The sequence below is a fragment of the Ectopseudomonas alcaliphila genome (assembly GCF_900101755.1).
GTDB lineage: Bacteria > Pseudomonadota > Gammaproteobacteria > Pseudomonadales > Pseudomonadaceae > Aquipseudomonas > Aquipseudomonas alcaliphila.
Genome location: NZ_FNAE01000005.1, coordinates 125,826 through 149,746 on the forward strand (window position 1 = coordinate 125,826; position 23,921 = coordinate 149,746).

The 23,921-nt window shown below is 64.1% G+C and carries 22 protein-coding genes; 9 read left to right on the forward strand and 13 right to left on the reverse strand.

The genetic code is table 11. The annotated features are described in order from the left end of the window. Nucleotides 1-30: 30 nt before the first annotated feature. From BLR77_RS16770 to bioB, 6 genes are all read right to left on the reverse strand, one after another. Complete coding sequence (locus BLR77_RS16770) at nt 31-330, reverse strand: hypothetical protein (protein ID WP_074679775.1); 300 nt, start codon at nt 328-330, stop codon at nt 31-33. 99 nt (nt 331-429) lie between these two features. Further along, complete coding sequence (bioD, locus tag BLR77_RS16775; protein WP_074679777.1) at nt 430-1,116, reverse strand: dethiobiotin synthase; 687 nt, start codon at nt 1,114-1,116, stop codon at nt 430-432. 65 nt (nt 1,117-1,181) lie between these two features. Then, nucleotides 1,182-1,991: a malonyl-ACP O-methyltransferase BioC gene (gene bioC / locus BLR77_RS16780; protein ID WP_074679779.1), complete on the reverse strand. Its 810-nt coding sequence runs from the start codon at nt 1,989-1,991 to the stop codon at nt 1,182-1,184. Nucleotides 1,992-2,162: 171 nt separating this feature from the next. Further along, nucleotides 2,163-2,888 carry an alpha/beta fold hydrolase gene (locus BLR77_RS16785; protein WP_074679781.1) on the reverse strand — a complete coding sequence of 242 codons (726 nt, stop codon included), beginning with the start codon at nt 2,886-2,888 and terminating at the stop codon, nt 2,163-2,165. Beyond that, nucleotides 2,881-4,050: an 8-amino-7-oxononanoate synthase gene (gene bioF / locus BLR77_RS16790; RefSeq protein ID WP_074679783.1), complete on the reverse strand. Its 1,170-nt coding sequence runs from the start codon at nt 4,048-4,050 to the stop codon at nt 2,881-2,883. The genes BLR77_RS16785 and bioF overlap by 8 nt, the downstream gene beginning before the upstream one ends. Before the next feature lie 84 nt (nt 4,051-4,134). Beyond that, on the reverse strand, nt 4,135-5,193 hold the full coding sequence (gene bioB, locus BLR77_RS16795) for a biotin synthase BioB (RefSeq protein WP_074679785.1): 1,059 nt from the start codon (nt 5,191-5,193) through the stop codon (nt 4,135-4,137). 195 nt (nt 5,194-5,388) lie between these two features. Here bioB and BLR77_RS16800 point away from each other — a divergent pair, with 195 nt between their 5' ends. The 5 genes from BLR77_RS16800 to rarD all read left to right on the forward strand — a co-directional run bounded on the left by BLR77_RS16800 (nt 5,389) and on the right by rarD (nt 9,594). Continuing rightward, a complete protein-coding gene (locus BLR77_RS16800; RefSeq protein ID WP_074679787.1) occupies nt 5,389-5,682 on the forward strand; it encodes a hypothetical protein in 294 nt (97 codons plus the stop codon). A 42-nt stretch (nt 5,683-5,724) separates the two neighbouring features. Further along, a complete protein-coding gene (locus tag BLR77_RS16805) occupies nt 5,725-6,465 on the forward strand; it encodes a ComF family protein (protein WP_074679789.1) in 741 nt (246 codons plus the stop codon). Nucleotides 6,466-6,526: 61 nt separating this feature from the next. Beyond that, complete coding sequence (locus BLR77_RS16810; protein WP_074679792.1) at nt 6,527-7,291, forward strand: TOBE domain-containing protein; 765 nt, start codon at nt 6,527-6,529, stop codon at nt 7,289-7,291. A 45-nt stretch (nt 7,292-7,336) separates the two neighbouring features. Continuing rightward, nucleotides 7,337-8,311 (forward strand): serine/threonine protein kinase, encoded by a 975-nt coding sequence (locus BLR77_RS16815; RefSeq protein ID WP_074679794.1) that lies wholly within the window; start codon nt 7,337-7,339, stop codon nt 8,309-8,311. Nucleotides 8,312-8,700: 389 nt separating this feature from the next. Further along, nucleotides 8,701-9,594: an EamA family transporter RarD gene (rarD, locus tag BLR77_RS16820; RefSeq protein WP_074679796.1), complete on the forward strand. Its 894-nt coding sequence runs from the start codon at nt 8,701-8,703 to the stop codon at nt 9,592-9,594. Between the two features lie 319 nt (nt 9,595-9,913). On the opposite strand, the gene BLR77_RS16825 is transcribed toward rarD, so the two are convergent. Together BLR77_RS16825 and BLR77_RS16830 are read right to left on the reverse strand one after the other, a co-directional pair. Next, nucleotides 9,914-10,432, reverse strand: a complete 519-nt coding sequence (locus BLR77_RS16825) for a glycine cleavage system transcriptional repressor (protein ID WP_074679799.1) — start codon at nt 10,430-10,432, stop codon at nt 9,914-9,916. A gap of 33 nt (nt 10,433-10,465) precedes the next feature. Next, a complete protein-coding gene (locus tag BLR77_RS16830) occupies nt 10,466-10,915 on the reverse strand; it encodes a GNAT family N-acetyltransferase (RefSeq protein ID WP_074679802.1) in 450 nt (149 codons plus the stop codon). A 303-nt stretch (nt 10,916-11,218) separates the two neighbouring features. Here BLR77_RS16830 and BLR77_RS16835 point away from each other — a divergent pair, with 303 nt between their 5' ends. The 3 genes from BLR77_RS16835 (at nt 11,219) to BLR77_RS16845 (ending at nt 16,227) form a co-directional block, all read left to right on the forward strand. Next, nucleotides 11,219-13,396 (forward strand): malate synthase G, encoded by a 2,178-nt coding sequence (locus BLR77_RS16835; RefSeq protein WP_074679805.1) that lies wholly within the window; start codon nt 11,219-11,221, stop codon nt 13,394-13,396. A gap of 201 nt (nt 13,397-13,597) precedes the next feature. Continuing rightward, complete coding sequence (locus BLR77_RS16840) at nt 13,598-15,529, forward strand: putative nucleotidyltransferase substrate binding domain-containing protein (protein WP_074679808.1); 1,932 nt, start codon at nt 13,598-13,600, stop codon at nt 15,527-15,529. Then, nucleotides 15,526-16,227, forward strand: coding sequence for a 3'-5' exonuclease (locus tag BLR77_RS16845; RefSeq protein ID WP_074679811.1), 702 nt, complete (start codon nt 15,526-15,528; stop codon nt 16,225-16,227). Before BLR77_RS16840 ends, BLR77_RS16845 begins: the two co-directional genes overlap by 4 nt. A gap of 133 nt (nt 16,228-16,360) precedes the next feature. Here BLR77_RS16845 and trhP read toward each other — a convergent pair whose 3' ends face one another. The 4 genes from trhP to BLR77_RS16865 all read right to left on the reverse strand — a co-directional run bounded on the left by trhP (nt 16,361) and on the right by BLR77_RS16865 (nt 20,528). Then, complete coding sequence (gene trhP, locus BLR77_RS16850) at nt 16,361-17,668, reverse strand: prephenate-dependent tRNA uridine(34) hydroxylase TrhP (protein WP_074679813.1); 1,308 nt, start codon at nt 17,666-17,668, stop codon at nt 16,361-16,363. A gap of 224 nt (nt 17,669-17,892) precedes the next feature. Then, nucleotides 17,893-18,399, reverse strand: coding sequence for a hypothetical protein (locus tag BLR77_RS16855; RefSeq protein WP_074679816.1), 507 nt, complete (start codon nt 18,397-18,399; stop codon nt 17,893-17,895). 92 nt (nt 18,400-18,491) lie between these two features. After that, nucleotides 18,492-20,261, reverse strand: a complete 1,770-nt coding sequence (locus tag BLR77_RS16860; protein ID WP_074679819.1) for a sodium:solute symporter family protein — start codon at nt 20,259-20,261, stop codon at nt 18,492-18,494. 6 nt (nt 20,262-20,267) lie between these two features. Continuing rightward, nucleotides 20,268-20,528 carry a DUF4212 domain-containing protein gene (locus BLR77_RS16865; protein WP_074679822.1) on the reverse strand — a complete coding sequence of 87 codons (261 nt, stop codon included), beginning with the start codon at nt 20,526-20,528 and terminating at the stop codon, nt 20,268-20,270. Nucleotides 20,529-20,775: 247 nt separating this feature from the next. On the opposite strand from BLR77_RS16865, the gene BLR77_RS16870 reads away from it, so the two are divergent. Continuing rightward, a complete protein-coding gene (locus tag BLR77_RS16870) occupies nt 20,776-22,908 on the forward strand; it encodes a TonB-dependent siderophore receptor (RefSeq protein WP_074679824.1) in 2,133 nt (710 codons plus the stop codon). A 114-nt stretch (nt 22,909-23,022) separates the two neighbouring features. Here BLR77_RS16870 and BLR77_RS16875 read toward each other — a convergent pair whose 3' ends face one another. Beyond that, nucleotides 23,023-23,811: a PA3715 family protein gene (locus tag BLR77_RS16875; protein ID WP_074679827.1), complete on the reverse strand. Its 789-nt coding sequence runs from the start codon at nt 23,809-23,811 to the stop codon at nt 23,023-23,025. Nucleotides 23,812-23,921 lie beyond the last annotated feature (110 nt).

Genomic DNA, 23,921 nt, shown 5'->3' on the forward strand with positions numbered 1-23,921 from the left:
TACCGGCTGCGCTCGCAGCTGGGGTACTACTTAGGCACGGGTATCGATCAGAGTGCCCAGCACCTCGTCAGCCGTGTCGACGACACGTGCATTGGCACGGACTTCGTTCTCACCGACGCGCAGCGCCACAAGGCTTTCGGTCAGGTCGGGACGGTTACGCTCGGCAACCTGCGTGCTCGGGTTGACCTGATTCTGCGGCGGGGTCTGCGTAGCCTGCTGCGAGGGGTTGATGGTGTTGCTGGCAATATCAGCGGCTGCCTGTTCGACACGGCGTTGCCCGGCCTGAATACCGTTCAAACCCGAATTGAATGCATTGGCGGAGATTTCCATCGGCAGCCCCCTGAGGGATGTAGAACCTGATGACAGGTATTGAAGCAGAAAACGGCTAAAAAACGTACAGGCAAAAGGCTATGGTCACTTTACTGTTTATTACCAGTCTGCCAACAACTCGAGATTGAGGTGTTCCGCCACCGCCGCGGCCGTCGCTTTGCCCAGGTGCGGCACACGCCCCAGACACGGCGCTGGAAGGCGCTCGCCGAGGGTGGCGAGATTGTCTTCCAGGCGCGAGGTCTTGGGCTCGACGATATTGGCCACCCAGCCGGCCAGCCTGAGCCCGTCCCGCTCGATGGCTTCGGCACTGAGCTGCGCATGATTGATACACCCCAGGCGCACACCCACCACCAGAATCACCGGGATGCCCAGCGCCAGGGCCAGGTCCGACAGGTTTTCCTCGCCGGCCAGCGGCACACGCCAACCGCCTGCGCCCTCCACCAGCGAGAAGTCCGCGCCCTTGGCCAGGATCGCCTGTACCGGCGGCAGCAGGCTGGCAACATCCAGTTTGATGCCCACCTCACGAGCCGCCAGATGCGGCGCAATGGCCGGTTCGAACGCCAGCGGGTTGACCTCTTCATAGCGCAGCGGCAACGAACACTGGGCGAGCAAGGCCAGCGCGTCGTCGTTGCGCAAGCCGTCGGCGGTTCGCATGCAACCGGAAGCGACCGGCTTGGCCGCTGCAGTGCTCAAGCCCTGCAGGCGCGCGGCGTGTAACAGCCCGGCGGCGATGGTGGTCTTGCCGATTTCGGTGTCCGTTCCAGTGACAAAGTAGGCTTGAGTCATCTGATCTTCCCGTAGGAGCGAGCCCTGCTCGCGAAGCTTCTCTGGGGGCTTATTGGCGGGCGGGGTCACGCCTGTGAAGGTTTCTGCAGCACGCCGTACAGCACCTGATAGGTCGCCGGCAGCCCCTGAGGCTGACGAAAACACTCGTAGGCCTCGATCAGCGCACGAATGCGTGAGCGCCCGGTCAATCCGCCCGGTCGCCCCGGATTGAGGTTGTGCGCGCCGAGGTCCTTGAGCGAGGTGGTCAGGCTGCGCAGATCCGGGAAATGCAGCACCTCGGCCTGACGCTGTAGCGTCAGCGGCTTTAATCCGCTGACCGCGCATATCTGCTGGTAATCCTCGAAGCGGCGAAAGCGATTGACGTGGACCAAGCCGTCGACCGCCAGCCAGCTGTCACGCAGTTCCTGCAGGGTGCCGACGCACAGACTGGAGAACGCCAGCACACCACCGGGGCGTAACACCCGCTGCGCCTCGCTCAGCACTCGCGGGAAATCAGCACACCATTGCAGCGCCAGGCTGGAGAACAACAGGTCGACGCTGTCGCTTTGCAGCGGCAGGGCTTCGGCATCGCCAGCGATGAAATGTGCAGCACCGCCCTGAGGTCTGGCGTGGCGCAGCATGCCTTCGGCGATATCCACCGCCAGCCCTTCGCCCGGTGCATAACGCTCGGCCAGGGCGCGGGTGAAATAGCCCGTGCCGCAGCCAAGATCCAGCCAGCGCTGCGGCTGCAGCGAAGCCGGCAAGCGCGCCAGCAACTGCGTGCCAACATTGCGTTGCAACTCGGCCACCGCATCGTAACTTTCCGCCGCGCGGGAGAAGGAGGCCGCCACCTGGTGCTTGTCCGGCAGGCCGCCGGGCTGGGCGTACTCGCTCATAGGCCGCCCCCGCAGGATGTGCCCTGCGCACCCTGGGATATCTGCAGCTGGTGCGCGCGGTGCACCCTACAGGCGCTCGACATACCGGGGAAGCGAGTGTGCAACGCCTCCACGTAGGGTGCGCCGTGCGCAGCAAAGGATTGCGGCAGTGCGCGGCAGCAAGCCAGCCGCCTACGAGTCGCCATCGTTGGCCTCGCGGATAAACTCGAGCAGCAGCGCCGCCAGGGCCTGCGGCTGTTCCAGAACGAAGGCGTGGCCGCAGCCCTCCAGCACATCCACCTCGCCGGCTGGTAGCAGCGCCAGCAGGTCATCGGCGACGGCAGCCGGCACCAGGGCGTCCTGCTCAGCCAGCAGGTGCAGCTGCGGCCCGGTGAAGGCGGCGAGCGCGGTACGGTTATCCAGCGTCGCCAGCACCTGCAGTCCGGCCAGCAGCGAGGGCTCGTTGGTCAACAGATTGGTCTGCAGCAGGCGCGCCAGGCCTCGGGCATCGCCGCTGCCCTGGGCGCAGAGCATGGCAAAACGCTTGAGCGTGGCACCGGCGTTGTGCGCGCACCCCTCATAGAAGGTCGCATAGGTGTCAGCCGGCATCGCCTGCGGCCAGGCGTGGCTGGAAACGAAGCGTGCGTTGCTGGCCAGGCCGATCAGCCCACGACAACGCTCGCCGCGGCGCGCGGCCAGGGCTGCGGCGAGCATGCCGCCGAGCGACCAGCCGACGAGCCAGCAATCATGCGGCAGGCGCGCATCCAGTTCGTCGAGCCAATCCGGCACGCTGGCCGAGGTCAGTGCCGGCAGTTCGGCGATCTGCACCTGCAGTTCGCCGGCCAGCGCGTCGGCCAACGGTTGCAGTACGACGCCGTCCAGGCCCCAGCCCGGCAACAGAATCAGCGTCTCACGCATCGGCCTGCACCTGCGGCCAGCACTCGGCCAGCGCTTCAAGCAACAGCTCGAGTTGCGCATCGCTGTGTGCAGCGGAAAGGGTCACGCGCAAGCGGGCGCTGCCGGCCGGCACGGTCGGCGGGCGGATAGCGCCGACCAGTAATCCGCGATCCTTGAGCAGAGCCGAGAGTTTCAACGCGCGAGCGCTGTCACCCACCAGGATCGGCTGGATCGGCGTCGGGCTGTCCATCAGGCTCAGGCCGATCTCGGCGGCGCCCTGACGAAAGCGCGCGATCAGTCGCTGCAGATGCTCCCGCCGCCAGCTTTCGCTGCGCAGCAATTCCAGGCTTTTCAGCGTGGCGCAGGCCACCGCTGGCGGCTGGCTGGTGGTGTAGATGTAGGGGCGGGCGAACTGGATCAGGGTCTCGATCAGCTCCTCGCTGCCAGCGACGAAGGCGCCGGCGGTGCCAAAAGCCTTGCCGAGGGTGCCGACCAGCACCTGCACGTCATCCAGGCCCAGACCGAAATGCTCGACAATGCCGCCACCGGTCGCGCCCAACGGGCCGAAGCCGTGGGCATCATCGACCATCACCCAGGCCTGCGTGGCGCGCGCCTCGGCGCACAAGGCAGGCAGATCGGCCAGGTCGCCGTCCATGCTGAACACACCATCGGTGACCACCAGACAGTTGCCAGCAGCCTTGCGCAAACGCTTGGCCAGGCTCACCGCATCGTTGTGCAGATAACGGGAAAACCGCGCGCCGCAGAGCAGGCCGGCGTCAAGCAGCGAGGCGTGATTGAGACGATCCTGCAGTACGCTGTCGCCCTGCCCGAGCAAGGCGGTGACGACCGCCAGGTTGGCCATGTAACCGGTGGAGAACAGCAGCGCGCGCGGCCTGCCGGTGAACTCGGCCAATGCTTCTTCCAGTTCATGGTGCGGCGTGCTGTGGCCGATCACCAGATGCGAAGCGCCGCCACCGACGCCCCATTTTTCCGCGCCCTGCTGCATGGCGCGAATCACCTCGGGGTGGTTGGCCAGGCCGAGATAGTCATTGGAACAGAAGGCCAGCAGCTCCTGATCGTCCGCGCGCACTTGCGGCCCCTGCGGGGTCTGCAACAGCGGGCGGTGGCGAAACAGATCGGCGGCCTGACGCTCGGCCAGGCGGGCGGATAAATCAAAAGGCATATGCATACCTTGTAGGAGCCGGCTTGCCGGCGATTAGCAGGCAGTCGCAATCGCCAGCAAGCTGGCTCCTACATAAACAGCGGTTTAGGCCGAAGCGGCGTTGTAGAACAGCTTGGAGTCACGCTGCTCGACCAGCGCCTGCTCGATGGCCGCCTGGTGCACCTCATCGGCATGTTCTTCGCGCTCTTCCGGCTTGATGCCGAGGCGCTTGAACAGCGCCATGTCCTTGTCCGCCTGCGGGTTGGCGGTGGTCAGCAGCTTCTCGCCATAGAAGATCGAGTTGGCACCGGCCATGAAGGCCAGGGCCTGCATCTGCTCGTTCATCGCTTCGCGCCCAGCGGACAGGCGCACGTGGGATTTGGGCATCATGATGCGCGCCACAGCCAGGGTGCGGATGAAGTCGAACGGATCGACGTCCTTCTCCTCGGCCAGCGGCGTGCCCTTGACCTTGACCAGCATGTTGATCGGCACGCTTTCAGGATGCTCCGGCAAGTTGGCCAGCTGGATCAGCAGCCCTGCGCGGTCGTCTACCGACTCGCCCATGCCGAGGATGCCGCCGGAGCAGATCTTCATCCCCGCCTCACGCACGTAGGCCAGGGTCTGCAGACGCTCGCCGTAGGTGCGGGTGGTGATGATGCTGCCGTAGAACTCCGGCGAGGTATCGAGGTTGTGGTTGTAGTAGTCCAGCCCGGCTTCAGCCAGCGCCTGAGTCTGCTCCTGGTCGAGGCGACCGAGGGTCATGCAGGTTTCCAGGCCGAGCTTCTTCACGCCCTTGACCATTTCCAGCACGTAGGGCATGTCCTTGGCGGAAGGGTGTTTCCACGCTGCGCCCATGCAGAAGCGCGTGGAGCCGATGGCCTTGGCCTCGGCGGCCGCCTCCAGCACCTTCTGCACCTCCATCAGCTTTTCCTTGTCCAGACCGGTGTTGTAGTGGCCGGACTGCGGGCAGTACTTGCAGTCTTCCGGACAGGCGCCGGTCTTGATCGACAGCAGGGTCGAAACCTGCACGCGGTTGGCATCGAAGTGCTGGCGGTGGACGGTCTGCGCCTGGAACAACAGATCATTGAACGGCTGCTCGAACAGCGCGCGAACCTCGGCGAGGTTCCAGTCGTGGCGGGTGGTGATTGCAGCAGTTGCGCTCATCTGAGAAGTCCTTCGACGCTTGGTGGCATCTGTTGTCAGGCCCACGGGGGCATTCAGGCTTTGGCCATCATAAGTGGCGATTGGATGCTGTCAACCACGATAAAGACACAGGTTTACATCTGATCACTTAACGATCAACAGAACTTATGACATGGCACAAGGCCAAATGCTTACCCCTCCCACAGGAAGTTCTGCATGCAGGTAGAAGGTTTTTTCGAAGGACTCGGCGAAGCGCTGGGTCGTGCCATCCGCTTCATCGTCGATATGCTTTCCGGCGTGCTGGGTGCCATGGCCGATGCCATTGACGACTTTCTCCATGGCCTGGCCAGGGCCATCGGCATGGACGTGTCAATTTTCAGCATCATTCTGCTGATCATCGGCCTGCTGTTTCTGTTCAATGGCGTGCGCGCACTGCTGCGGCGCTCGATCATTGGCGGTGTGATCTGGCTGTTTCTCGGATTGGTAGTCATGGGCTGGCTGATTCGCTGACGGACGGCTAGCCTGAAGGCTTTCGCTCATGGATGAGCCGCCATGCCGCCGTTCGACTTCATCTCTCTGCAACGCCTCGCCTGGCTGCGTCCGCGCCGTCATTGCCAGCTCTGCGACGAAGCCACGGATCACCCCACGCACAGCATCTGCACCGCCTGCGAAGCCGAGCTGCCGTGGCTCGGGGCGCATTGTCAGATCTGTGCGGTGCCATTGCCGGCACACGGCATGATCTGCGGCGCCTGCCAGAACAAGCCACCGAGTTTCAGCCGCGTCGAAGCGCCCTGGCGCTATGCCTTTCCGGTCGACAACCTGATCACCCGCTTCAAGCACCAGGCGCAATGGCCGCACGGTCGTATGCTCGCCGAACTGCTGGCTGAACATCTCAGCCACGCCTATGACGAAGGCCTGCCGCGACCACAGGCGCTGCTGCCGGTGCCGCTGGCCCGCAAGCGTCAGCGACGACGCGGCTTCAATCAGGCGCAGATGCTCGCCGACTGGCTGGGCGTCCGCCTGAACCTGAGGGTGCAGCATGACTGGCTGCAGCGTCGCGTCGATACGCCCCCACAGCAGGGGCTGGATGCCGCGACGCGCAAGCGCAATCTGCGTCAGGCCTTCAGCCTGGAACTGCAAGCCAAGGTTGCCGGCGCTCACCTGGCGCTGGTCGACGACGTGCTCACCACGGGCGCAACTGCCGGCGTGCTCGCCAACCTGCTGCGTCGCGCCGGCGCCCTGCGCGTCGACGTGTATTGCCTGGCACGCACGCCGCGGCCGGGCGATGGCTGACTTGACGCGCCTGGCGCAGTCACGCACCGTGCCCGGCAACCTCCCTGGCCACGGCTGAACCATGTCGCAGCTTGATCCCATTGCCCAATTGCTCAGCCGCCGGCCGAAGCGTCTGGCCCTGCTCGAGCAGATCGCCGAACAAGGCTCCATCACCCGCGCCGCCAAGGCCGCCGGGCTGAGCTACAAGGCGGCCTGGGATGCCATCGATGAGTTGAACAACCTGTCAGAGCAGCCCCTGGTCAGCCGCAACGTCGGCGGCAAAGGTGGCGGTGGTGCACACCTGACACCAGCGGGCGAGCGCCTGCTGGCCCTGCAACAACGCCTGCAGGCGCTACAGGCGCAACTGCTGCAGGCCGCCGGTGACGACGCCGACCTGGAGCTGCTCGGCCGCCTGATGCTGCGCACCAGCGCTCGCAACCAGCTGACCGGTCGCGTGCGCGCGATTCATGCGCACGGCCACAACGACCTGATCGATATCGAACTGCCAGGCGGCAGTCGCCTGCAGGCGCTGATCACCCATGACAGCACGGAAAACCTGCAACTGAGCGAAGGCAGCAGCGTGGTCGCGCTGATCAAGGCCGGCTGGCTGGAATTGCAGCTGCCGAGCCAGGCGGCAGACGCCGAGTGCAATGCACTGGAGGGGCGGGTCGAGCAGATCCTGCCGGCCAACGACGGCCCCAGTGAAGTGCGCGTGAGCCTGGCCAACGGCCAGACCCTGTGTGCCTCGATCGAGCCTGATCGCCTGGCGACGCTGGGTCTCGTCGTCGGCGACCCGGTTCGTGCGCAGTTCGCCGCCAGTCAGGTGCTACTCGGCACCCAGCTGTGAGGGCGTAACCCGGTACACTGTGCGCCCACTCTCGCGGAGCCGCCCATGAGCCATCCCTTTTCCACCCTCACCCCGGATCTGGTGCTCGATGCCGTTGAGAGCCTCGGCTATCTCAGCGACGCCCGCGTATTGGCACTCAACAGCTACGAGAACCGCGTCTATCAGGTGGGCATCGAGGATGAAACGCCGCTGATCGCCAAGTTCTACCGACCGGATCGCTGGAGCGATGCGGCGATCCGCGAAGAGCATGCCTTCAGCCTGGAGCTGGCCGAACATGAAGTGCCGATAGTCGCACCCTTGGCCCGTGATGGCGAGACGCTGTTCGAACATGGCGGCTTCCGTTTCGCGCTGTTCCCGCGCCGTGGCGGTCGGGCGCCGGAGCCGGGCAACCTCGAGCAACTGTATCGCCTCGGCCAGTTGCTCGGGCGCATGCACGCCATCGGCGCCAGCCGTCCTTTCGTGCACCGGGAAACCCTGGCGGTGGACAACTTCGGCCACGCCGCCCTCGCGTCCCTGCTCGACGGTGGCTTCGTGCCGCGCAGCCTGCTGCCGGCCTACGAGTCGGTAGCACGCGACCTGCTCACACGCCTGGATGAGCTGTTCTCCCGCGTGCGCTATGCACCGATTCGCCTGCACGGCGACTGCCACCCCGGCAACCTGTTGCACCGCGACGACGCCTTCCATGTCGTCGACCTCGACGACTGCCGCATGGGCCCTGCCGTGCAGGACCTGTGGATGATGCTGGCCGGCGAGCGCCAGGAACGCCTCGGCCAGTTGGCCGAACTGGTCGACGGTTACCAGGAATTCCACGACTTCGCCGCCCGCGAGCTGCCACTGATCGAGGGCCTGCGCGCCTTGCGTCTGATGCATCACAGCGCCTGGATCGCACGCCGCTGGGACGACCCGGCATTCCCCCTGGCCTTCCCCTGGTTCGCTGGAGAACGCTACTGGGGCGACCAGATTCTCGCCCTGCGCGAACAGATGGCCGCACTGAATGAAGAGCCGCTGCGACTGTTCTGAAGCGCAGCCGGGATGAAGCCCCGGGGACGCGATGCCCGGATTGCATCCGGGCTACGCAATTGCGCGCGATCATTGAGGCCATCGAATAACTGAAGCTTTCGCGGCTGAAGCCGCTCCTACGGGCAGATGAACACCTGTGGGAACGGCTGGGCGGCATTCCGCTTCAGCCGCGATGCTTTCGGTCCGATTCCAAAGCCCCCGGGTTGCATTCGGGCTACCCGCCGACCGCTCCAGACCGCATACCGATACAGTTGCGCGCACTGCGTAAAGTTTGCCTTACGACTTTGCCGGCGCTCCGGTATACAGAAAATGCTGAACGATCGGACAAGACAGGAGCCAGAGGATTAGAATTTCGCAGCAACCGTTAGCTGCCTAACCAAGGATTCTCGATGGCTACCGCCAACCCGCAACGCGGGTACGTTCTGGGCCTGACCGCCTACATCATCTGGGGCCTGTTCCCACTCTATTTCAAAGCGCTGCAAAGCGTGCCAGCGATGGAAATCATCGTGCACCGCGTGCTCTGGTCGGCGCTGTTCGGCGGCCTGCTGCTGCTCGTCTGGAAGCACCCCGGCTGGTGGCGTGAGCTGCGCGACAACCCCAAGCGCCTGGCGGTGCTGGCCGGCTGCGGCCTGCTGATCGCGACCAACTGGCTGGTGTACGTCTGGGCGGTGAACAACGACCGCATGATCGAGGCCAGCCTGGGCTACTACATCAACCCATTGATCAACGTATTGCTCGGCCTGCTGATTCTCGGCGAGCGCCTGCGCCGCCTGCAGTGGCTGGCCGTCGCTCTGGCCGCGCTGGGCGTGCTGCAGCAGCTCTGGCAGGTCGGCAGCCTGCCCTGGGTGTCGCTGGTGCTGGCCCTGACCTTCGGTTTCTACGGCCTGATTCGCAAGCAGGCGCCCGTGGCGGCACTACCCGGCCTGGTGGTGGAAACCTGGCTGCTGGTCCCGGTGGCGCTGGCCTGGCTGGTTCTGCATCCGGCAGCGATGAGCAGCCAGGCGAGCTTCTGGACCAGCAGCGAAGCACTCTGGCTGGCAGCCGCCGGGCCGATCACCCTGGTGCCACTGGTGTGCTTCAACGCAGCGGCGCGGCATCTGCCCTACACCACGCTGGGCTTCCTGCAATACCTGGCCCCGACTCTGGTGCTGCTGCAGGCCATTCTGCTGTTCGATGAACACTTCTCGCCGAGCACCCTGCTGGCGTTCGCCTGCATCTGGGCCGGGCTTTTTGTATACAGCCTGGATATCTGGCTGAACCTGCGCAAGCGGCGCAGTGCGTAAGAGCGGGTGCGCAAAGCACACCATTGGACCGAGCGCCGGCGTATCTGCGGACCTCGTAGGGTGTCGCGGGGCCGCCCAGGCCATGCGCACCGGCGTGAAGAGGGCACTGAGCAGAAAACGCTCAACCATTCCCAGGCCGCGGCAGCCCTGAGGCTGCACCCGTCACCCCCGGGTTATCCACAGATCCATCCCCGGCATTTGTGCACAAGCCATTGATACTGAAGAATTTTTAGCCAGCCAATGAAAAGCCCCGGGGCACTAGGCAGTGCGCCGGGGCTCCCCAGTTTATCCACAGGCTGATCCACGCAATGCGTGGATATCAGTCCTCGGCGCGCAGATTCAGCTCCACCATCAGGTCATCGGCCAGGGTTTCCAGGCGTGCCTGCAATTGCTCCAGCGCCAGCGTGTCCGGCACGGCCAGCAGCGCTTCGGCGGTGAACAGCAGCTCACCGCTCATCGGCGCGGGCGCCACCTCGGTCAGCAGGCTCTCCAGGTTGACGCCCTGCTCGGCCAGTACACGGGTAATGTCACGGACGATACCGGGCCGGTCGTTACCCACAAGCTCCAGGCGAATCGAGGTGAAGCGTCCGCCGGGCTCGCTGCCACTGGCCGCCAATTGCACGCGAATGCCCTGTGCACTGAGGGCCTCGAGCTCCTTGATCAGGCCGCCGTGGGCCTCGGCCGGCACATCCACCCGCACGATCCCGGCGAACTGCCCGGCCATGCGCGCCATACGGCTCTCCAGCCAGTTGCCCCCATGATTCGCCACGCAGCCGGCCAGACGCTCGACCAGACCCGGTTGGTCCTCGGCAATCACCGTCAGTACCAGATGATCCATGTACTACCTCACTCGTTCACAGGATTGGAAAGGTCAGCCGCGTAGCGACAACCAGTAGGTGAAGAACTGCTCGTCACGGACGTAGCCCAGCCGCTGGTAAAGGCTCTGGCCAGCCAGGTTGGTCTTCGCCGTCTCCAGTTGCAGACCGCAGGCGCCAGTCGCCTCGGCATGCGCGCGAGCGGCATTCATCAGCGCCTCGCCAACGCCTGAGCGGCGCGCGCTTTCATCGACATACAGATCGCTGAGCAACCAGGCCGGTTCCAGCGCCAACGAAGAATGAAAGGGATAGAGCTGGACGAAACCCTGCGCGACGCCCTGTTCGCTGCGGGCGATGAACAACTGCGAATCCCGGCAATGCAGGCGCTGGCCCAGGAAGGCGGCAATCTCCGCCTCGTCGCGCGGCACTTGATAGAAGCGCAGATAGCCAGCAAACAGACGGGTGAGATCGGCAAGGTCGGCAGTAACAGCAGCAGATACCGTCATGGCAGGCTCCAGAATGCTCGAAAGGCAGTATAGGCGAGGAGGCGTAGGCCATATTGGCGCTGTTGTCAGTAGCCGGTCCAATTAATCGTGTACGTTTTTGCGTATTTTATGGAACAATAGCGAACTTTTTTGAACACATAGCGTATTGAGCGTGACCAAAAATAGTCTTTTGGTCGCAGACTGACGCTACCCCGCTGCATTTCCCCAGGATCTTGATGTAGTATGCCGCGCTTTGGACTACAAGACGGAAAACCCGTCTCCGAAGCGGCTATTGAGTAGAGCTCAGAGAGAGTGAGGCAAGTGATGACTGAACGCGTTCAAGTCGGCGGCCTGCAGGTCGCCAAAGCCCTGTACGACTTCGTGAACAACGAAGCCATTCCCGGTACCGGCATCGCTGCCGACCAGTTCTGGGCCGGTGCCGCTGCGGTCATCAAGGACCTGGCGCCAAAGAACTGTGCCCTGCTGACCAAGCGCGACGAGCTGCAGGCGCAGATCGATGCCTGGCACCAGTCGCGCAAGGGTCAGACCCATGACGCGGCTGCCTACAAGGCCTTCCTCCAGGAAATCGGCTATCTGCTGCCGGAGCCGGAAGACTTCCAGGCCACCACCACCAATGTCGACGAAGAGATCGCCCGCCTGGCCGGCCCGCAGCTGGTCGTGCCGGTGATGAACGCGCGCTTCGCCCTGAACGCCTCCAATGCCCGCTGGGGCTCGCTGTACGACGCCCTGTACGGCACCGACGTGATCAGCGAAGAAGGTGGCGCCGAGAAAGGCAAGGGCTACAACAAGGTCCGTGGCGACAAGGTCATCGCCTTTGCCCGCGCTTTCCTCGACGAGGCCGCACCGCTGGCTGCCGGCTCGCACGTCGACTCCACCGGTTACGCCATCGTCGACGGCAAGCTGGTCGTCGCCCTCAAGGGTGGCAGCAACAGCGGCCTGCGTGACGACGCGCAACTGGTCGGTTTCCAGGGCGAGGCCAGCGCGCCGATCGCCGTGCTGCTCAAGCACAACGGCCTGCACTTCGAGATCCAGATCGATGCCTCCAGCCCGATCGGCAGCACCGACGCCGCCGGCGTCAAAGACGTGCTGATGGAAGCCGCACTGACCACCATCATGGACTGCGAAGACTCCGTGGCCGCCGTCGATGCCGATGACAAGGTGGTGGTCTACAAGAACTGGCTGGGCCTGATGAAAGGCGACCTGTCCGAGGAAGTATCCAAGGGCGGCCAGACCTTCACCCGCACCATGAACCCGGATCGCGTCTACACCAAACCGGACGGCTCCGAGCTGACCCTGCATGGCCGTTCGCTGCTGTTCGTGCGTAACGTCGGCCACCTGATGACCAACCCGGCCATCCTCGACGCCGAAGGCAACGAGATTCCGGAAGGCATCCAGGACGCGCTGTTCACCAGCCTGATCGCGGTGCACAACCTGATCGGCAACACCAGCCGCAAGAACACCCGTACCGGCAGCGTGTATATCGTCAAACCGAAGATGCACGGCCCGGAAGAGGTCGCCTTCACCAGCGAAATCTTCGCCCGTGTCGAGGATGTGCTGGGCCTGGCCCGCAACACCCTGAAAGTCGGCATCATGGACGAAGAGCGCCGCACCACCGTCAACCTCAAGGCCTGCATCAAGGCTGCCAGCGAGCGTGTGGTGTTCATCAACACCGGCTTCCTCGACCGCACCGGTGACGAGATCCACACCTCCATGGAAGCCGGCGCCGTGGTGCGCAAGGCCGCGATGAAGAGCGAAGCCTGGATCGGCGCCTACGAGAACAACAACGTCGACGTTGGCCTGGCCACCGGCCTGCAAGGCCGTGCGCAGATCGGCAAGGGTATGTGGGCCATGCCGGACCTGATGGCTGCCATGCTCGAGCAGAAAGTCGCGCATCCGCTGTCCGGCGCCAACACCGCCTGGGTCCCGTCGCCGACCGCCGCCACCCTGCACGCCCTGCACTACCACAAGGTCGACGTGTTCGCCCGTCAGGCCGAACTGGCCAAGCGCGCCCCGGCTTCGGTTGACGACATCCTGACCATTCCACTGGCCAAGGACACCAACTGGAGCGCAGAGGAAATCCGCAACGAGCTGGACAATAACTCGCAAGGCATCCTCGGCTACGTGGTGCGCTGGATCGACCAGGGCGTCGGCTGCTCCAAGGTGCCGGACATCAACGACGTCGGCCTGATGGAAGACCGCGCCACCCTGCGTATCTCCAGCCAACTGCTGGCCAACTGGCTGCGCCACGGCATCGTTACCGAAGCGCAGGTGGTCGAGAGCCTCAAGCGCATGGCGCCGGTGGTCGATCGTCAGAACGCAGCCGATCCGCTGTATCGCCCGATGGCCCCGGACTTCGACAACAACGTCGCCTTCCAGGCCGCGCTGGAGCTGGTCGTCGAAGGCACCAAGCAGCCCAACGGCTACACCGAGCCGGTACTGCACCGCCGTCGTCGCGAATTCAAGGCCAAGAACGGCCTCTGATTCACCACGGCAGAACGAGCCGCCTTCGGGCGGCTTTTTCGTGGGTTATAGTTTTCAGCCCTGTAGCCCGGATGCAATCCGGCGATGCCGGCCCCGGATTGCATCCGGGCTACGCCTGCCCTCCCCCTACTTAGGTGCAATGGGCAACAGGCCCGGCCAGGGCCACACTGACAACATCCCGAAACTGCGAGGCGCAAGCCCATGAGCAAGGCCGACGCGATGGCCGATGCGGGCAAGACAGCGGTGCTGCAGAACATCCATGGCACCATGGAGTTCCTGCAGAAGTTTCCGCCTTTCAACCAGATGGACACCGCCCACCTGGCGTTTCTGGTCGAGCACTGCCAGCTGCGCTTCTATGCCGAGGGCGACTCGATCATCAAGCCCAGCGATGGCCCGGTCGAGCACTTCTATATCGTCAAACAGGGGCGCGTGCATGGCGAGCGCCCGCACAGCGCCCGGCGTGGCACGGAAACCACCTTCGAGATCACCGCCGGCGAGTGCTTCCCGCTGGCCGCGCTGATCGGCGAGCGCGCCACGCGCACCGAGCATCTGGCCGCCGAGGACACCTTCTGTCTGCTGCTGTCCAAGCTCGCCTTCGTCAAACTCTTCGCCGTCTCCAACCCGCTGCGCGACTTCGCCCTGCGCGGGGTCAGCAGCCTGCTCGATCAGGTCAACCAGCAGGTGCAGCTGCGCGCGGTGGAAACCCTCGGCGCGCAATATTCGCTGGATACCCGCCTGGGCGAACTGGCCATGCGCCAACCCATCGGCTGCGCGCCGGACACGCCGCTGCGTGACGCCGTGCGGATGATGCACGAGCAGCATGTGGGCAGCATCGTGGTGCTCGACCCAGCCGACAAACCGCTGGGTATCTTCACCCTGCGCGATCTGCGCCGGGTGGTGGCCGACGGTATCGACCTGGCCCAGCCCATCGACAACCTGATGACGCGCAATCCCTTCCACCTGGCACCGGATGCCAGCGCCTTCGATGCCGCCATCGCCATGACCGAGCGGCATATCGCCCACGTCTGCCTGGTGGAGCACGAGAAGCTGTGCGGAGTGATTTCCGAGCGCGACCTGTTCAGCCTGCAACGTGTCGACCTGGTGCATCTGGCACGCACCATCCGTCACGCCGGCAAGGTCGAGACCCTGGCCGGGCTGCGCAGCGACATCCGCCTGCTGGTCGACCGCATGCTCGCCCACGGCGCCAGCTCGACGCAGATCACCCATATCGTCACCCTGCTCAACGACCACACGGTATGCCGGGTGATCGAGCTGACCCTCGAGGAAATGGGCGATCCGGGCATTCCCTTCACCTGGCTGTGCTTCGGCAGCGAAGGCCGTCGCGAGCAGACCCTGCACACCGACCAGGACAACGGCATCCTCTTCGAGGCCGAGAGTACCAGCGAGGCCGCGGTCATCCGTGAGCGCCTGCTGCCGATCGCACGCGAGATCAACCAGCGCCTGGCGCAGTGCGGCTTCACCCTGTGCAAGGGCAACATCATGGCCGGCAACCCCGAGCTGTGCCTGTCGCGCCAGGAGTGGTCGCGGCGCTTCGCCGGCTTCGTCCTCGAAGCCACACCGGAGAACCTGCTGGGCTCGTCGATCTATTTCGACCTGCGTACCATCTGGGGCCCGGACGAAGGCTGCGAGCAACTGCGTGAGGCGTTGCTCGGCCGCGTTGCCAGCAACAGCCTGTTCCAGAAGATGCTGGCCGAGAACGCCCTGCGCCAGCGACCGCCGGTTGGGCGCTTCCGCGATTTCGTGGTGGCGCGCTCCGGCGCCGACAAGGATACCCTGGACCTCAAGGTGCAGGGCCTGACGCCCTTCGTCGACGGCGCCCGACTGCTGGCGCTGGCCAACGGCATCAGCGCGGTTGGCACCCTGGAACGCCTGCGGGCGTTGGTCACCAAGGGCGTGATCGACGCCCTGGACGGCGCCGCCTACGAGGAGGCCTACCACTTCATTCAGCAAACGCGCATGCAGCAGCATCAGTTGCAGGCGCGCGACGAGCTGCCTTACTCCAATCGCGTCGATCCCGACCACCTCAATCACCTGGACCGACGCATTCTGCGCGAGTCGTTCCGCCAGGCGCAGCGCCTGCAGAGCAGCCTGGCCATGAGGTATCAGCTATGAGCAAGTTCACCTGGTTCACCGGCCGTGGCCCGGCCCTGACCCAGCAGCAGCTGCAACGCCGCGAGGCCTTGAGCGCGCCGGCAGCGTTCGACGAACGTCCGCTGCACCAGCAGCGCTTCGTCGTGCTCGATCTGGAAACCACCGGCCTGAACATGCGCCGCGACCAGGTGCTGGCCATTGGCGCAGTGGTGATCGACAACGGCGCCATCGACTTCGCCGAGCAATTCGAATGCACGCTGCACCGACCCGATCACCAGGCCAGCGCCAGCACCCTGATCCACGGCATCGCCCCCAGCGAAGTGGCGCGCGGCGTGGAGCCGGCCGAGGCGCTGCTGGATTTCATGGAGTTCGTCGGCAGCAGCCCGCTGCTGGCGTTTCATGCCGAGTTCGACCAGCGCATGCTGGCCCGCGCGCTGCGCCAGAGCCTGGGCTACCGCCTGCAGCACAGCTTCTTCGATGTCGCCGAAATCGCCCCGCTGCTGTGCCCGCAATCGCGCATTCGTCAGGGCGGGCTCGATGAATGGGTTGCCGAATTCGGCCTGCAGGTGCACCAGCGCCACAACGCCAGCGCCGACGCCCTGGTCACCGCCGAACTGGCCCTGATGCTGTTCAGCAAGGCCCGTCGCCAGGGCATCGACAGCCTCTGCGAACTGGAGCGCCAGCTGGCCAGCCGGCGGCGGCGCCAGCAGGCCATGTAGCACAGCGGACCACGACACCTCGGAACCAGTCAGCGCTCTGCGCATCGCCGGCAAGCGGGCTCCTACGAAGCGATCCCTGCCCCAGCAACAACACCTGTAGGAGCCGGCTTGCCAGCGATCCACCTTGGCCGCCCTACAGATCCCGCATCAGCAGCCCGTACTCCAATTGCACATCTGCCGGCAGTGGCAGGTACAGGACGTGGCCATCTCCCGGCGCCACCGACTGTGCCTGGCCCTGTGCGTTCTGCAGTTGCTCCAGGGTGAAGCGCAGGTTGCCTTGCGGGGTCATCAGCTCCAGCCCATCGCCCACGGCGAAACGGTTCTTCACCCGTACCTCGACCAGTTCGCCACGGCGCTCGCCGGTCAGCTCGCCGACGAACTGCTGACGCTCCGACACCGAGCTGCCGCGCGCGTAGTTCTGGTACTCGTCATGCACATGGCGGCGCAGAAAGCCCTCGGTGTAACCCCGATGCGCCAATGACTCAAGGCTGCCCAGCAGGCTCGGGTCGAACGGTTTGCCGGCCAGCGCATCGTCGATGGCGCGGCGATAGACCTGCGCGGTACGCGCCACGTAGAAGTGACTCTTGGTACGCCCCTCGATCTTCAGCGAATGCACGCCCATGCGCACCAGACGCTCGACGTGCTGCACCGCGCGCAGGTCCTTGGAGTTCATGATGTAGGTGCCGTGCTCGTCTTCGAAGGCGGCCATTTCCTCACCCGGCCGCCCGGCCTCTTCGAGCACGAAGGCCTGGGTCGTCGGTGCGCCCTGGCCGAGGGTCGGGTCGACCATGCGCACGATCTCGCCCAGCTCGTTCTCACCGGCCGGCGTCGCCTGGTACTGCCAGCGGCAGGCGTTGGTGCAGGTGCCCTGGTTGGGATCGCGGCGATTGATGTAGCCCGACAGCAAGCAGCGTCCGGAATAGGCCATGCACAGCGCGCCGTGGACGAACACCTCCAGCTCCATGCCCGGCACCTGGCTGCGGATTTCCTCGATCTCCTCCAGCGACAGCTCGCGCGACAGGATCACCCGCGTCAGCCCCTGCTGGCGCCAGAACTCGACACTGGCCCAGTTCACCGCGTTGGCCTGCACCGAGAGGTGAATCGGCATCTGCGGAAAGTGCTGACGTACCAGCATGATCAGGCCTGGGTCGGACATGATCAGCGCATCGGGCGCCATCTCGATCACCGGCGCCAGGTCCTTGAGGAAGGTCTTCAGCTTGGCGTTATGCGGGGCGATGTTGACCACCACATAGAACTGCTTGCCCTGCGCATGCGCCTCATTGATGCCGAGGGCCAGGTTGTCGTGGTCGAATTCGTTGTTGCGTACGCGCAGGCTGTAGCGCGGCTGCCCGGCGTACACCGCATCGGCGCCGTAGGCGAAGGCGTAGCGCATGTTCTTCAGGGTGCCGGCTGGAGACAGCAGTTCGGGAAAACGGGGCATGACCGCAAGCTCGAAAAATCAGGGGCTGGCGATTCTATGCAGGTGACAGGCGTGGATATTGATCTGGGTCTATCGGGCGTGGAAAAGCGCCTGGGTGAGCGCAGCGTAGGTGGTGCGCGCGGCCTAGGCGGCCCCGCGAACCCTACGGGCGCCTTTCACGCCGAATCTTGCGCAGGGTGCGCCGCACGCACCGCTGCCGCAGCACTCAGCGCAAAGACAAGGGGCTAGCGGCACACCTGGCGATAGAGCGGATCGTCCTTGCTGATGCGCTTGATCTGAGCCAGCTGTGGTTGCTTCTGCGCATCGAGCGGCAACAACTCGGCGGTGTCGCAATTGAGCAGGTGTTCCTGGTGCGCGACATGGTCGATATGCTGCTTCTCGAAACGGTAGAGCATGAACTCGGCGATCACGCTGCCCTCGACGGTCTGCTTCACCAGGCTGCGTGTATCGAGCACGGTGAATGCCGTGGTCATCGGCACGAACAGGCTCCAGGGGCGCCAGAACACCTGACCGGATTCGCTGGCCACCACCACCGACTCCGGCGGCTGTCGCTGCAGCTGGTGCTCGAACCAGGAGTATTCGTAGAAGACCTGGTAACCCAGCATCCCCAGCCCACCGAACAGCGGAACGATCCATTTCGGCAGTTTGTTACGCGTCAGCTTGCGCAGCAGCAGGGCGATACCAGCAGCCCCCAGGCCCGCAACGACGATGGCGATTATTGTCCAGAGCATAGGCATTTCCTGAAATAAGACGGGCCTCCGATGGAGGCCCGTCTGCAGAGTCCCTGAGCCACAACCACTGTGGCATCAGGCGGTGATTATGCTCAGTGGTCCAGAGCGGCACCAGCACCTTTGGGGGTACGTACGCTTTCCACCAGGTCCTGGATCTCCTGCGGCGGCGCAGTGGTCACCATGGCCACGGCGTAGGCCACGCCGAAGTTGATCAGCGCACCGACGGCACCGAAGGACAGCGGCGAGATACCAAACAGCCAGTTGTCCGGGGTGTTCGGCAGCATGTTGGTGCCCGGAATGAAGAACCAGCCCAGGTAGGTGAAGATGTACACCAGAGTCACCACCAGACCGGTCAGCATGCCGGCGATGGCGCCCTTGTCGTTCACCCGCTTGGAGAAGATCCCCATCATCAGCGCCGGGAACAGCGTGGCCGCCGCTATACCGAAGGCCAATGCCACCACCTGCGCGGCGAACCCTGGTGGATTGAGCCCCAACCAGGTGGCCAGGACGATGGCACCCGCCATCGATATCCGCGCCGCCAACATCTCGCCTTTCTCGCTGATCTTCGGATTGATCAGGTTCTTGATCAGGTCATGACTGATGGCCGAAGAGATCGCCAGCAGCAGACCAGCCGCAGTGGACAGCGCCGCAGCAATACCACCGGCTGCGATCAGACCCACGACCCAGCCCGGCAGGTTGGCGATTTCCGGGTTGGCCAGAACCAGGATGTCGTTGTTCACGGTCAACTCGTTACCGTTCCAGCCACGCTCCTGAGCGGTAGCGGTGAAGGCCGGTGCGGCATCGTTGTACAGCTGGATGCGACCGTCGCCGTTCTTGTCTTCCCACTTGATCAGGCCGGTCTGTTCCCAATTCTTCACCCACTCCGGACGTTCGTCGTAGGCCAGGGCCTCGGCGGTCGGGCCGCTCGGATAGATGGTGGTCATCAGGTTCAGGCGCGCCATGGAGGCTACGGCCGGAGCGGTGAGGTACAGCAGGGCGATGAACACCAGGGTCCAGCCAGCCGACCAGCGTGCGTCGGAAACCTTCGGCACGGTGAAGAAGCGGATGATCACGTGCGGCAGACCGGCGGTACCGATCATCAGCGACAGAGTGAACAGCACCATGTTCAGCTTGTTGCTGACATCGGCGGTGTAGTCGGTGAAGCCCAGCTCACGTACCACTTCGTCGAGTTTCTGCAGCAGCGGTACGCCGGAATCGACGTGATTGCTGAACAGGCCCAGCGGCGGAATCGGGTTGCCGGTCAGTTGCAGGGAAATGAACACCGCCGGGATGGTGTAGGCGATGATCAGCACCACGTACTGCGCCACCTGGGTATAGGTGATGCCCTTCATGCCGCCGAATACGGCATATACGAAGACGATGGCGGCGGCGATCCAGATGCCCGCCGAAGAGCTGACTTCGAGGAAGCGCGAGAACGCCACACCAGCACCGGTCATCTGCCCGATCACGTAGGTCACCGACATGATCACCAGGCAGATCACCGCTGTCAGGCGCGCACCGCGACTGTAGAAGCGGTCACCGATAAAGTCCGGCACGGTGAACTTGCCGAACTTGCGCAGGTAGGGCGCAAGCAGCATCGCCAGCAGCACGTAGCCACCAGTCCAACCCATCAGGTAGGTGGAGTTGGCATAGCCACCAGCGGCGATCAGGCCAGCCATGGAAATGAAGGAGGCGGCGGACATCCAGTCAGCGGCGGTCGCCATGCCATTGGTGATGGGGTTCACGCCGCCACCGGCGACGTAGAATTCCTTGGTCGAGCCGGCGCGGGCCCAGATCGCGATACCGATGTAGAGCGCGAACGAAGCCCCGACGAAAAGCAGGTTGATTGCAAATTGGCTCATGACCACTTACTCCTCGACGCCATATTCTTTATCGAGGCGGTTCAGTCTCCACGCATAGTGAAAAATGATGCCGATAAACGTGATGATCGAACCCTGCTGCGCGAACCAGAATCCCAGGTCAGTGCCGCCTACCGAGATTCCCGCCAGCATTGGCCGGAGAATCATGGCGAACCCGTAAGAGACCAGCGCCCAGACGATCAGGCTCCAGGTGATGAGCCGCACGTTGGCCTTCCAGTAGGCCGCGGCATTTGCTTGTTCAGAAGTCATAGACGCCTCCGGTTATTGTTATTCTGATGCAGCTTCAAGCTAGCAGCAGGCCAGCACCGACCGACAGATAGACATTGGTATTAGCCGCATCGCGACGTTTCGGACATTCATCGGAAACGCTGAAAACTGTAGAAGAAAAATGGCTTCTTCCAAGGCGCAACCTGCGACAAACATGCATTTGATAATGATTCTCTAAAACACTAGAATCCCGGGCCCTCACCTACTCTCCGCCCCAAGGATTCACACCATGCGACGCCTGGTCGTACCGCTACTCGCCCTGCCCGCCCTCGCCTGTCACAACGCCTTCGCCAGCACGGACAACGACACGCCGCTGGCACTGGAAGAAATGCAGATCACCGCCCCAAGCGAGCGGGCCGACGGCCCGATGGATGGCTACCGGGCGAGCCGCTCGGCCAGTGCGACCCGCACCGACACGCCGATCCACGAGATCCCGCAGTCGATCAGCGTGGTGCCGGCGCAAGTGGTACAGGACATCGGCGCAGTGCGCCTGGAAGATGCGCTGGACTACGCCGGCGGCGTGGAGCGCGGCAACAACTTCGGCGGCCAGGGCCTGACCGAATTTCTGATTCGCGGCTTCACCAGCCAGGAGTTCTACCGCAACGGTTTCGCCGTCAACCGTGGCTACCCGAACATGCCCGACGCCAGCACCATCGAGCGCATCGAAGTGCTGCGCGGCCCGGCGGCCATGCTCTACGGCCGCAGCGATCCGGGCGGCACCTTCAACATCGTCAGCAAGCAGCCGCAGGCCGAGCGCCGCACCGTGCTCGGCAGCCAGGTCAACAGCGAGGGGCTGCGTCGCGGCACGTTGGACACCACCGGCGCGCTGGATCAGCAGGCCGCTTTCACCTACCGCCTGAACCTGGTGGCCGAGGGCGGCGACAGCTTCCGCGATGATGTCGAGAGCGAGCGCTACAACGTCGCCCCGGTGCTGCGCTGGCAGCTCAACGAAGACACCGCCGTCACCCTCGAAGGCGACTACCTGCACAACCGCCACCCGCTCGACCGCGGCGTTACCCGCTACTCCAACCAGCAGGGCAAGCTGCCGCGCGACCGCTTCCTCGGCGAAGAAGCCGCCGGCAAGCTGACCAACGAGAACGCCAGCACGCAACTGCGCATCGAGCATCTGCTCAATGACAGCTGGACCCTGCGCGGCGGCGTGCAGTACCTCGATGGCAAGATCTACGGCGGCGCCGTGGAGAACAACAGCAACGCCTACACCGGCTTGCCTGCAGGCGCCAGCACCATCGGGCGCAACTACAACGAGCGCTGGCTGAACTGGAACGACGTCAACGCGCAGGCCAATGCCGAAGGCAACTTCGACCTTGGCGGCTTCGCCCATACCCTGCTGGTGGGCGTGGAGTACGACAAGTTCAACTACAACTCGCTGATCATCCGCTCGGACGGCGGCGGCGCTTATCCCATCGACCTGTACAACCCGGTGCATGGCCAGCCGCTGCCGGCACTGACCCGCACCACCACCCACGATGCCGAAACGCTGGAGTCCTACGCCTTCTACCTGCAGGACCAGATCGCCCTGACCGAGCGCCTCAAGGCGCAGGTAGGTGCGCGCATCGAGCGCTTCGAGCAGAGCTACGTGGACAAGCTCAACGCTGGCGGCAACTGGGATCAGGCGCACAACGCCGTCACCCCGCGCTTTGGCCTGATCTACGACCTCACCGACGAGCTGGCGGTATTCGCCAACACCTCGCGCTCGTTCAAGCCCAACCGTGGTGCTGATCGCTTCGGCAACGCCTTCGATCCGGAAAAAGGCGTGGCTCACGAAGTCGGTATCAAGTACGACATGGCCGACCATGACCTGAGCCTGACGGCGGCGCTGTTCCATATCGTCAAGGAAAACGTGCTGACCAGCGACCCGCTGGACAGCACCCGCAGCATCGCCGCCGGTGAAGTGCGCAGTCGCGGTTTCGATATCAATGTGGCCGGCAACATCACCCCGCAATGGCGGGTGATTGGCGGCTATGCCTATGTCGACGCCGAAGTCACCGAAAGCACCAGCACCACCATGCCAGTGGGCTCGCGCCTGGCCAACGTACCACGCCACAGCTTCAACCTGCTCGACACCTATGAGTTCGACAGCGGTGCTCTGGCCGGTCTGGGCCTGGGCATTGGCCTGAAATACGTCAGCGAGCGTCAGGGCCAGACCAGCAACAATACCTTCGACATGGACGGCTATGGCCTGGTCGACCTGTTGGCCTACTACCCGCTGACCGAGAACGTGCGCCTGAACCTCAACCTGAACAACGTGTTCGACAAGCACTATGAAGAGCGCGCCTGGAACGTCTGGAGCTATCCGGGCGAACCGCGCACGCTGCAGGCGGGGATTTCGGTCAGCCTATAAAGCCGAGCGCCAGCTGAACGCGGTTCACCTGGCTTGTCCCCTCGTAGCCCGGATGCGATCCGGGGATGGCCTGTCATGCCGTTCCCGGATTGCATCCGGGCTACGCACAGCTCCTCAGTGCGGGTCGGAGACCAGCTCGATTGGCAGCAGATAGCGTTCTTCGTCGTGCTCAATACGAAACTGATTGGAGCGGGGATCGTCCTCGATCGTCTGGCATTCGCCATCGACCGCCACCATGCGCCTGCCAGTATGAGTTCGCTTGAAAATCAGGTCGCGATAGCCATCGCGCCCCACCTTGTCAGTGACGATGAGCACGCCCTTGGCCTCGCCGAATGAGGCAGTGCAATCGTCGTCTCGTTCACCGCCAAAGCTCTCCACCACCAGCGCCCCCATCAATGAGCGCAACCCTTCCTCTTGCAACTCGTAAAGTGTGAGCTCGGTTTCCGTGAAGGGATTCATGCGCGAACCGTTGCGGCGGCTGACTCGAACAGCAAAGGCCAGATCATCCCCACGCAGACGATAAAGCGCGGTGTCCAGGGCCAGCCTGTCCACATAGATCGCATCCCAATCCAGCTGGTTAGGCTCCACCAGGCGCGCCACGAAGGCTTGTCTGTCGTTATCCAGCACCAGCACTTCAAGATCCGCCTCACCATGACTGTCGTGCTCCGCACGCACCAGCGGCATCGCGATCAAGGTCAGCCCAGGCCGCGCCGGCCAAACCTTGCAGACACTTTGCTCGGCATCCACCCGGTAGTGCCCACGCTCGTCCTTCAGCGCCTGGCCGGCCGTATGGCCCGGATGGGCCATCTCGATCCAGGTCGGCATCTGCTGTCGGCAATCATCGGCACGCGCCAGGCTCGCCAGCAGCAAACCACCTAGGGCGATGATCAGTCTCTTGTTCATCCTTGAAGCACTCCCGTCCGACGAGCCGCGAGTCTACGCCGCTGTCCGCCCACTGCCCATGACGAACATCGCGAAACAGCCAGGCGATACGCAGCGCCAACAGATGCCCG

Coding starts and splice junctions, on each gene's coding strand:
- BLR77_RS16875 (WP_074679827.1), bottom strand. CDS start 23,811: ATGAACAAGAGACTGATCATCGCCCTAGGTGGTTTGCTGCTGGCGAGC.
- bioB (WP_074679785.1), bottom strand. CDS start 5,193: ATGAGCGCAACTGCTGCAATCACCACCCGCCACGACTGGAACCTCGCC.
- bioC (WP_074679779.1), bottom strand. CDS start 1,991: ATGAGCGAGTACGCCCAGCCCGGCGGCCTGCCGGACAAGCACCAGGTG.
- BLR77_RS16825 (WP_074679799.1), bottom strand. CDS start 10,432: ATGGATCATCTGGTACTGACGGTGATTGCCGAGGACCAACCGGGTCTG.
- BLR77_RS16830 (WP_074679802.1), bottom strand. CDS start 10,915: ATGACGGTATCTGCTGCTGTTACTGCCGACCTTGCCGATCTCACCCGT.
- BLR77_RS16860 (WP_074679819.1), bottom strand. CDS start 20,261: ATGAGCCAATTTGCAATCAACCTGCTTTTCGTCGGGGCTTCGTTCGCG.
- bioF (WP_074679783.1), bottom strand. CDS start 4,050: ATGCCTTTTGATTTATCCGCCCGCCTGGCCGAGCGTCAGGCCGCCGAT.
- BLR77_RS16800 (WP_074679787.1), top strand. CDS start 5,389: ATGCAGGTAGAAGGTTTTTTCGAAGGACTCGGCGAAGCGCTGGGTCGT.
- BLR77_RS16835 (WP_074679805.1), top strand. CDS start 11,219: ATGACTGAACGCGTTCAAGTCGGCGGCCTGCAGGTCGCCAAAGCCCTG.
- rarD (WP_074679796.1), top strand. CDS start 8,701: ATGGCTACCGCCAACCCGCAACGCGGGTACGTTCTGGGCCTGACCGCC.
- BLR77_RS16785 (WP_074679781.1), bottom strand. CDS start 2,888: ATGCGTGAGACGCTGATTCTGTTGCCGGGCTGGGGCCTGGACGGCGTC.
- BLR77_RS16770 (WP_074679775.1), bottom strand. CDS start 330: ATGGAAATCTCCGCCAATGCATTCAATTCGGGTTTGAACGGTATTCAG.
- BLR77_RS16805 (WP_074679789.1), top strand. CDS start 5,725: ATGCCGCCGTTCGACTTCATCTCTCTGCAACGCCTCGCCTGGCTGCGT.
- BLR77_RS16815 (WP_074679794.1), top strand. CDS start 7,337: ATGAGCCATCCCTTTTCCACCCTCACCCCGGATCTGGTGCTCGATGCC.
- trhP (WP_074679813.1), bottom strand. CDS start 17,668: ATGCCCCGTTTTCCCGAACTGCTGTCTCCAGCCGGCACCCTGAAGAAC.
- bioD (WP_074679777.1), bottom strand. CDS start 1,116: ATGACTCAAGCCTACTTTGTCACTGGAACGGACACCGAAATCGGCAAG.
- BLR77_RS16865 (WP_074679822.1), bottom strand. CDS start 20,528: ATGACTTCTGAACAAGCAAATGCCGCGGCCTACTGGAAGGCCAACGTG.
- BLR77_RS16845 (WP_074679811.1), top strand. CDS start 15,526: ATGAGCAAGTTCACCTGGTTCACCGGCCGTGGCCCGGCCCTGACCCAG.
- BLR77_RS16810 (WP_074679792.1), top strand. CDS start 6,527: ATGTCGCAGCTTGATCCCATTGCCCAATTGCTCAGCCGCCGGCCGAAG.
- BLR77_RS16870 (WP_074679824.1), top strand. CDS start 20,776: ATGCGACGCCTGGTCGTACCGCTACTCGCCCTGCCCGCCCTCGCCTGT.
- BLR77_RS16855 (WP_074679816.1), bottom strand. CDS start 18,399: ATGCTCTGGACAATAATCGCCATCGTCGTTGCGGGCCTGGGGGCTGCT.
- BLR77_RS16840 (WP_074679808.1), top strand. CDS start 13,598: ATGAGCAAGGCCGACGCGATGGCCGATGCGGGCAAGACAGCGGTGCTG.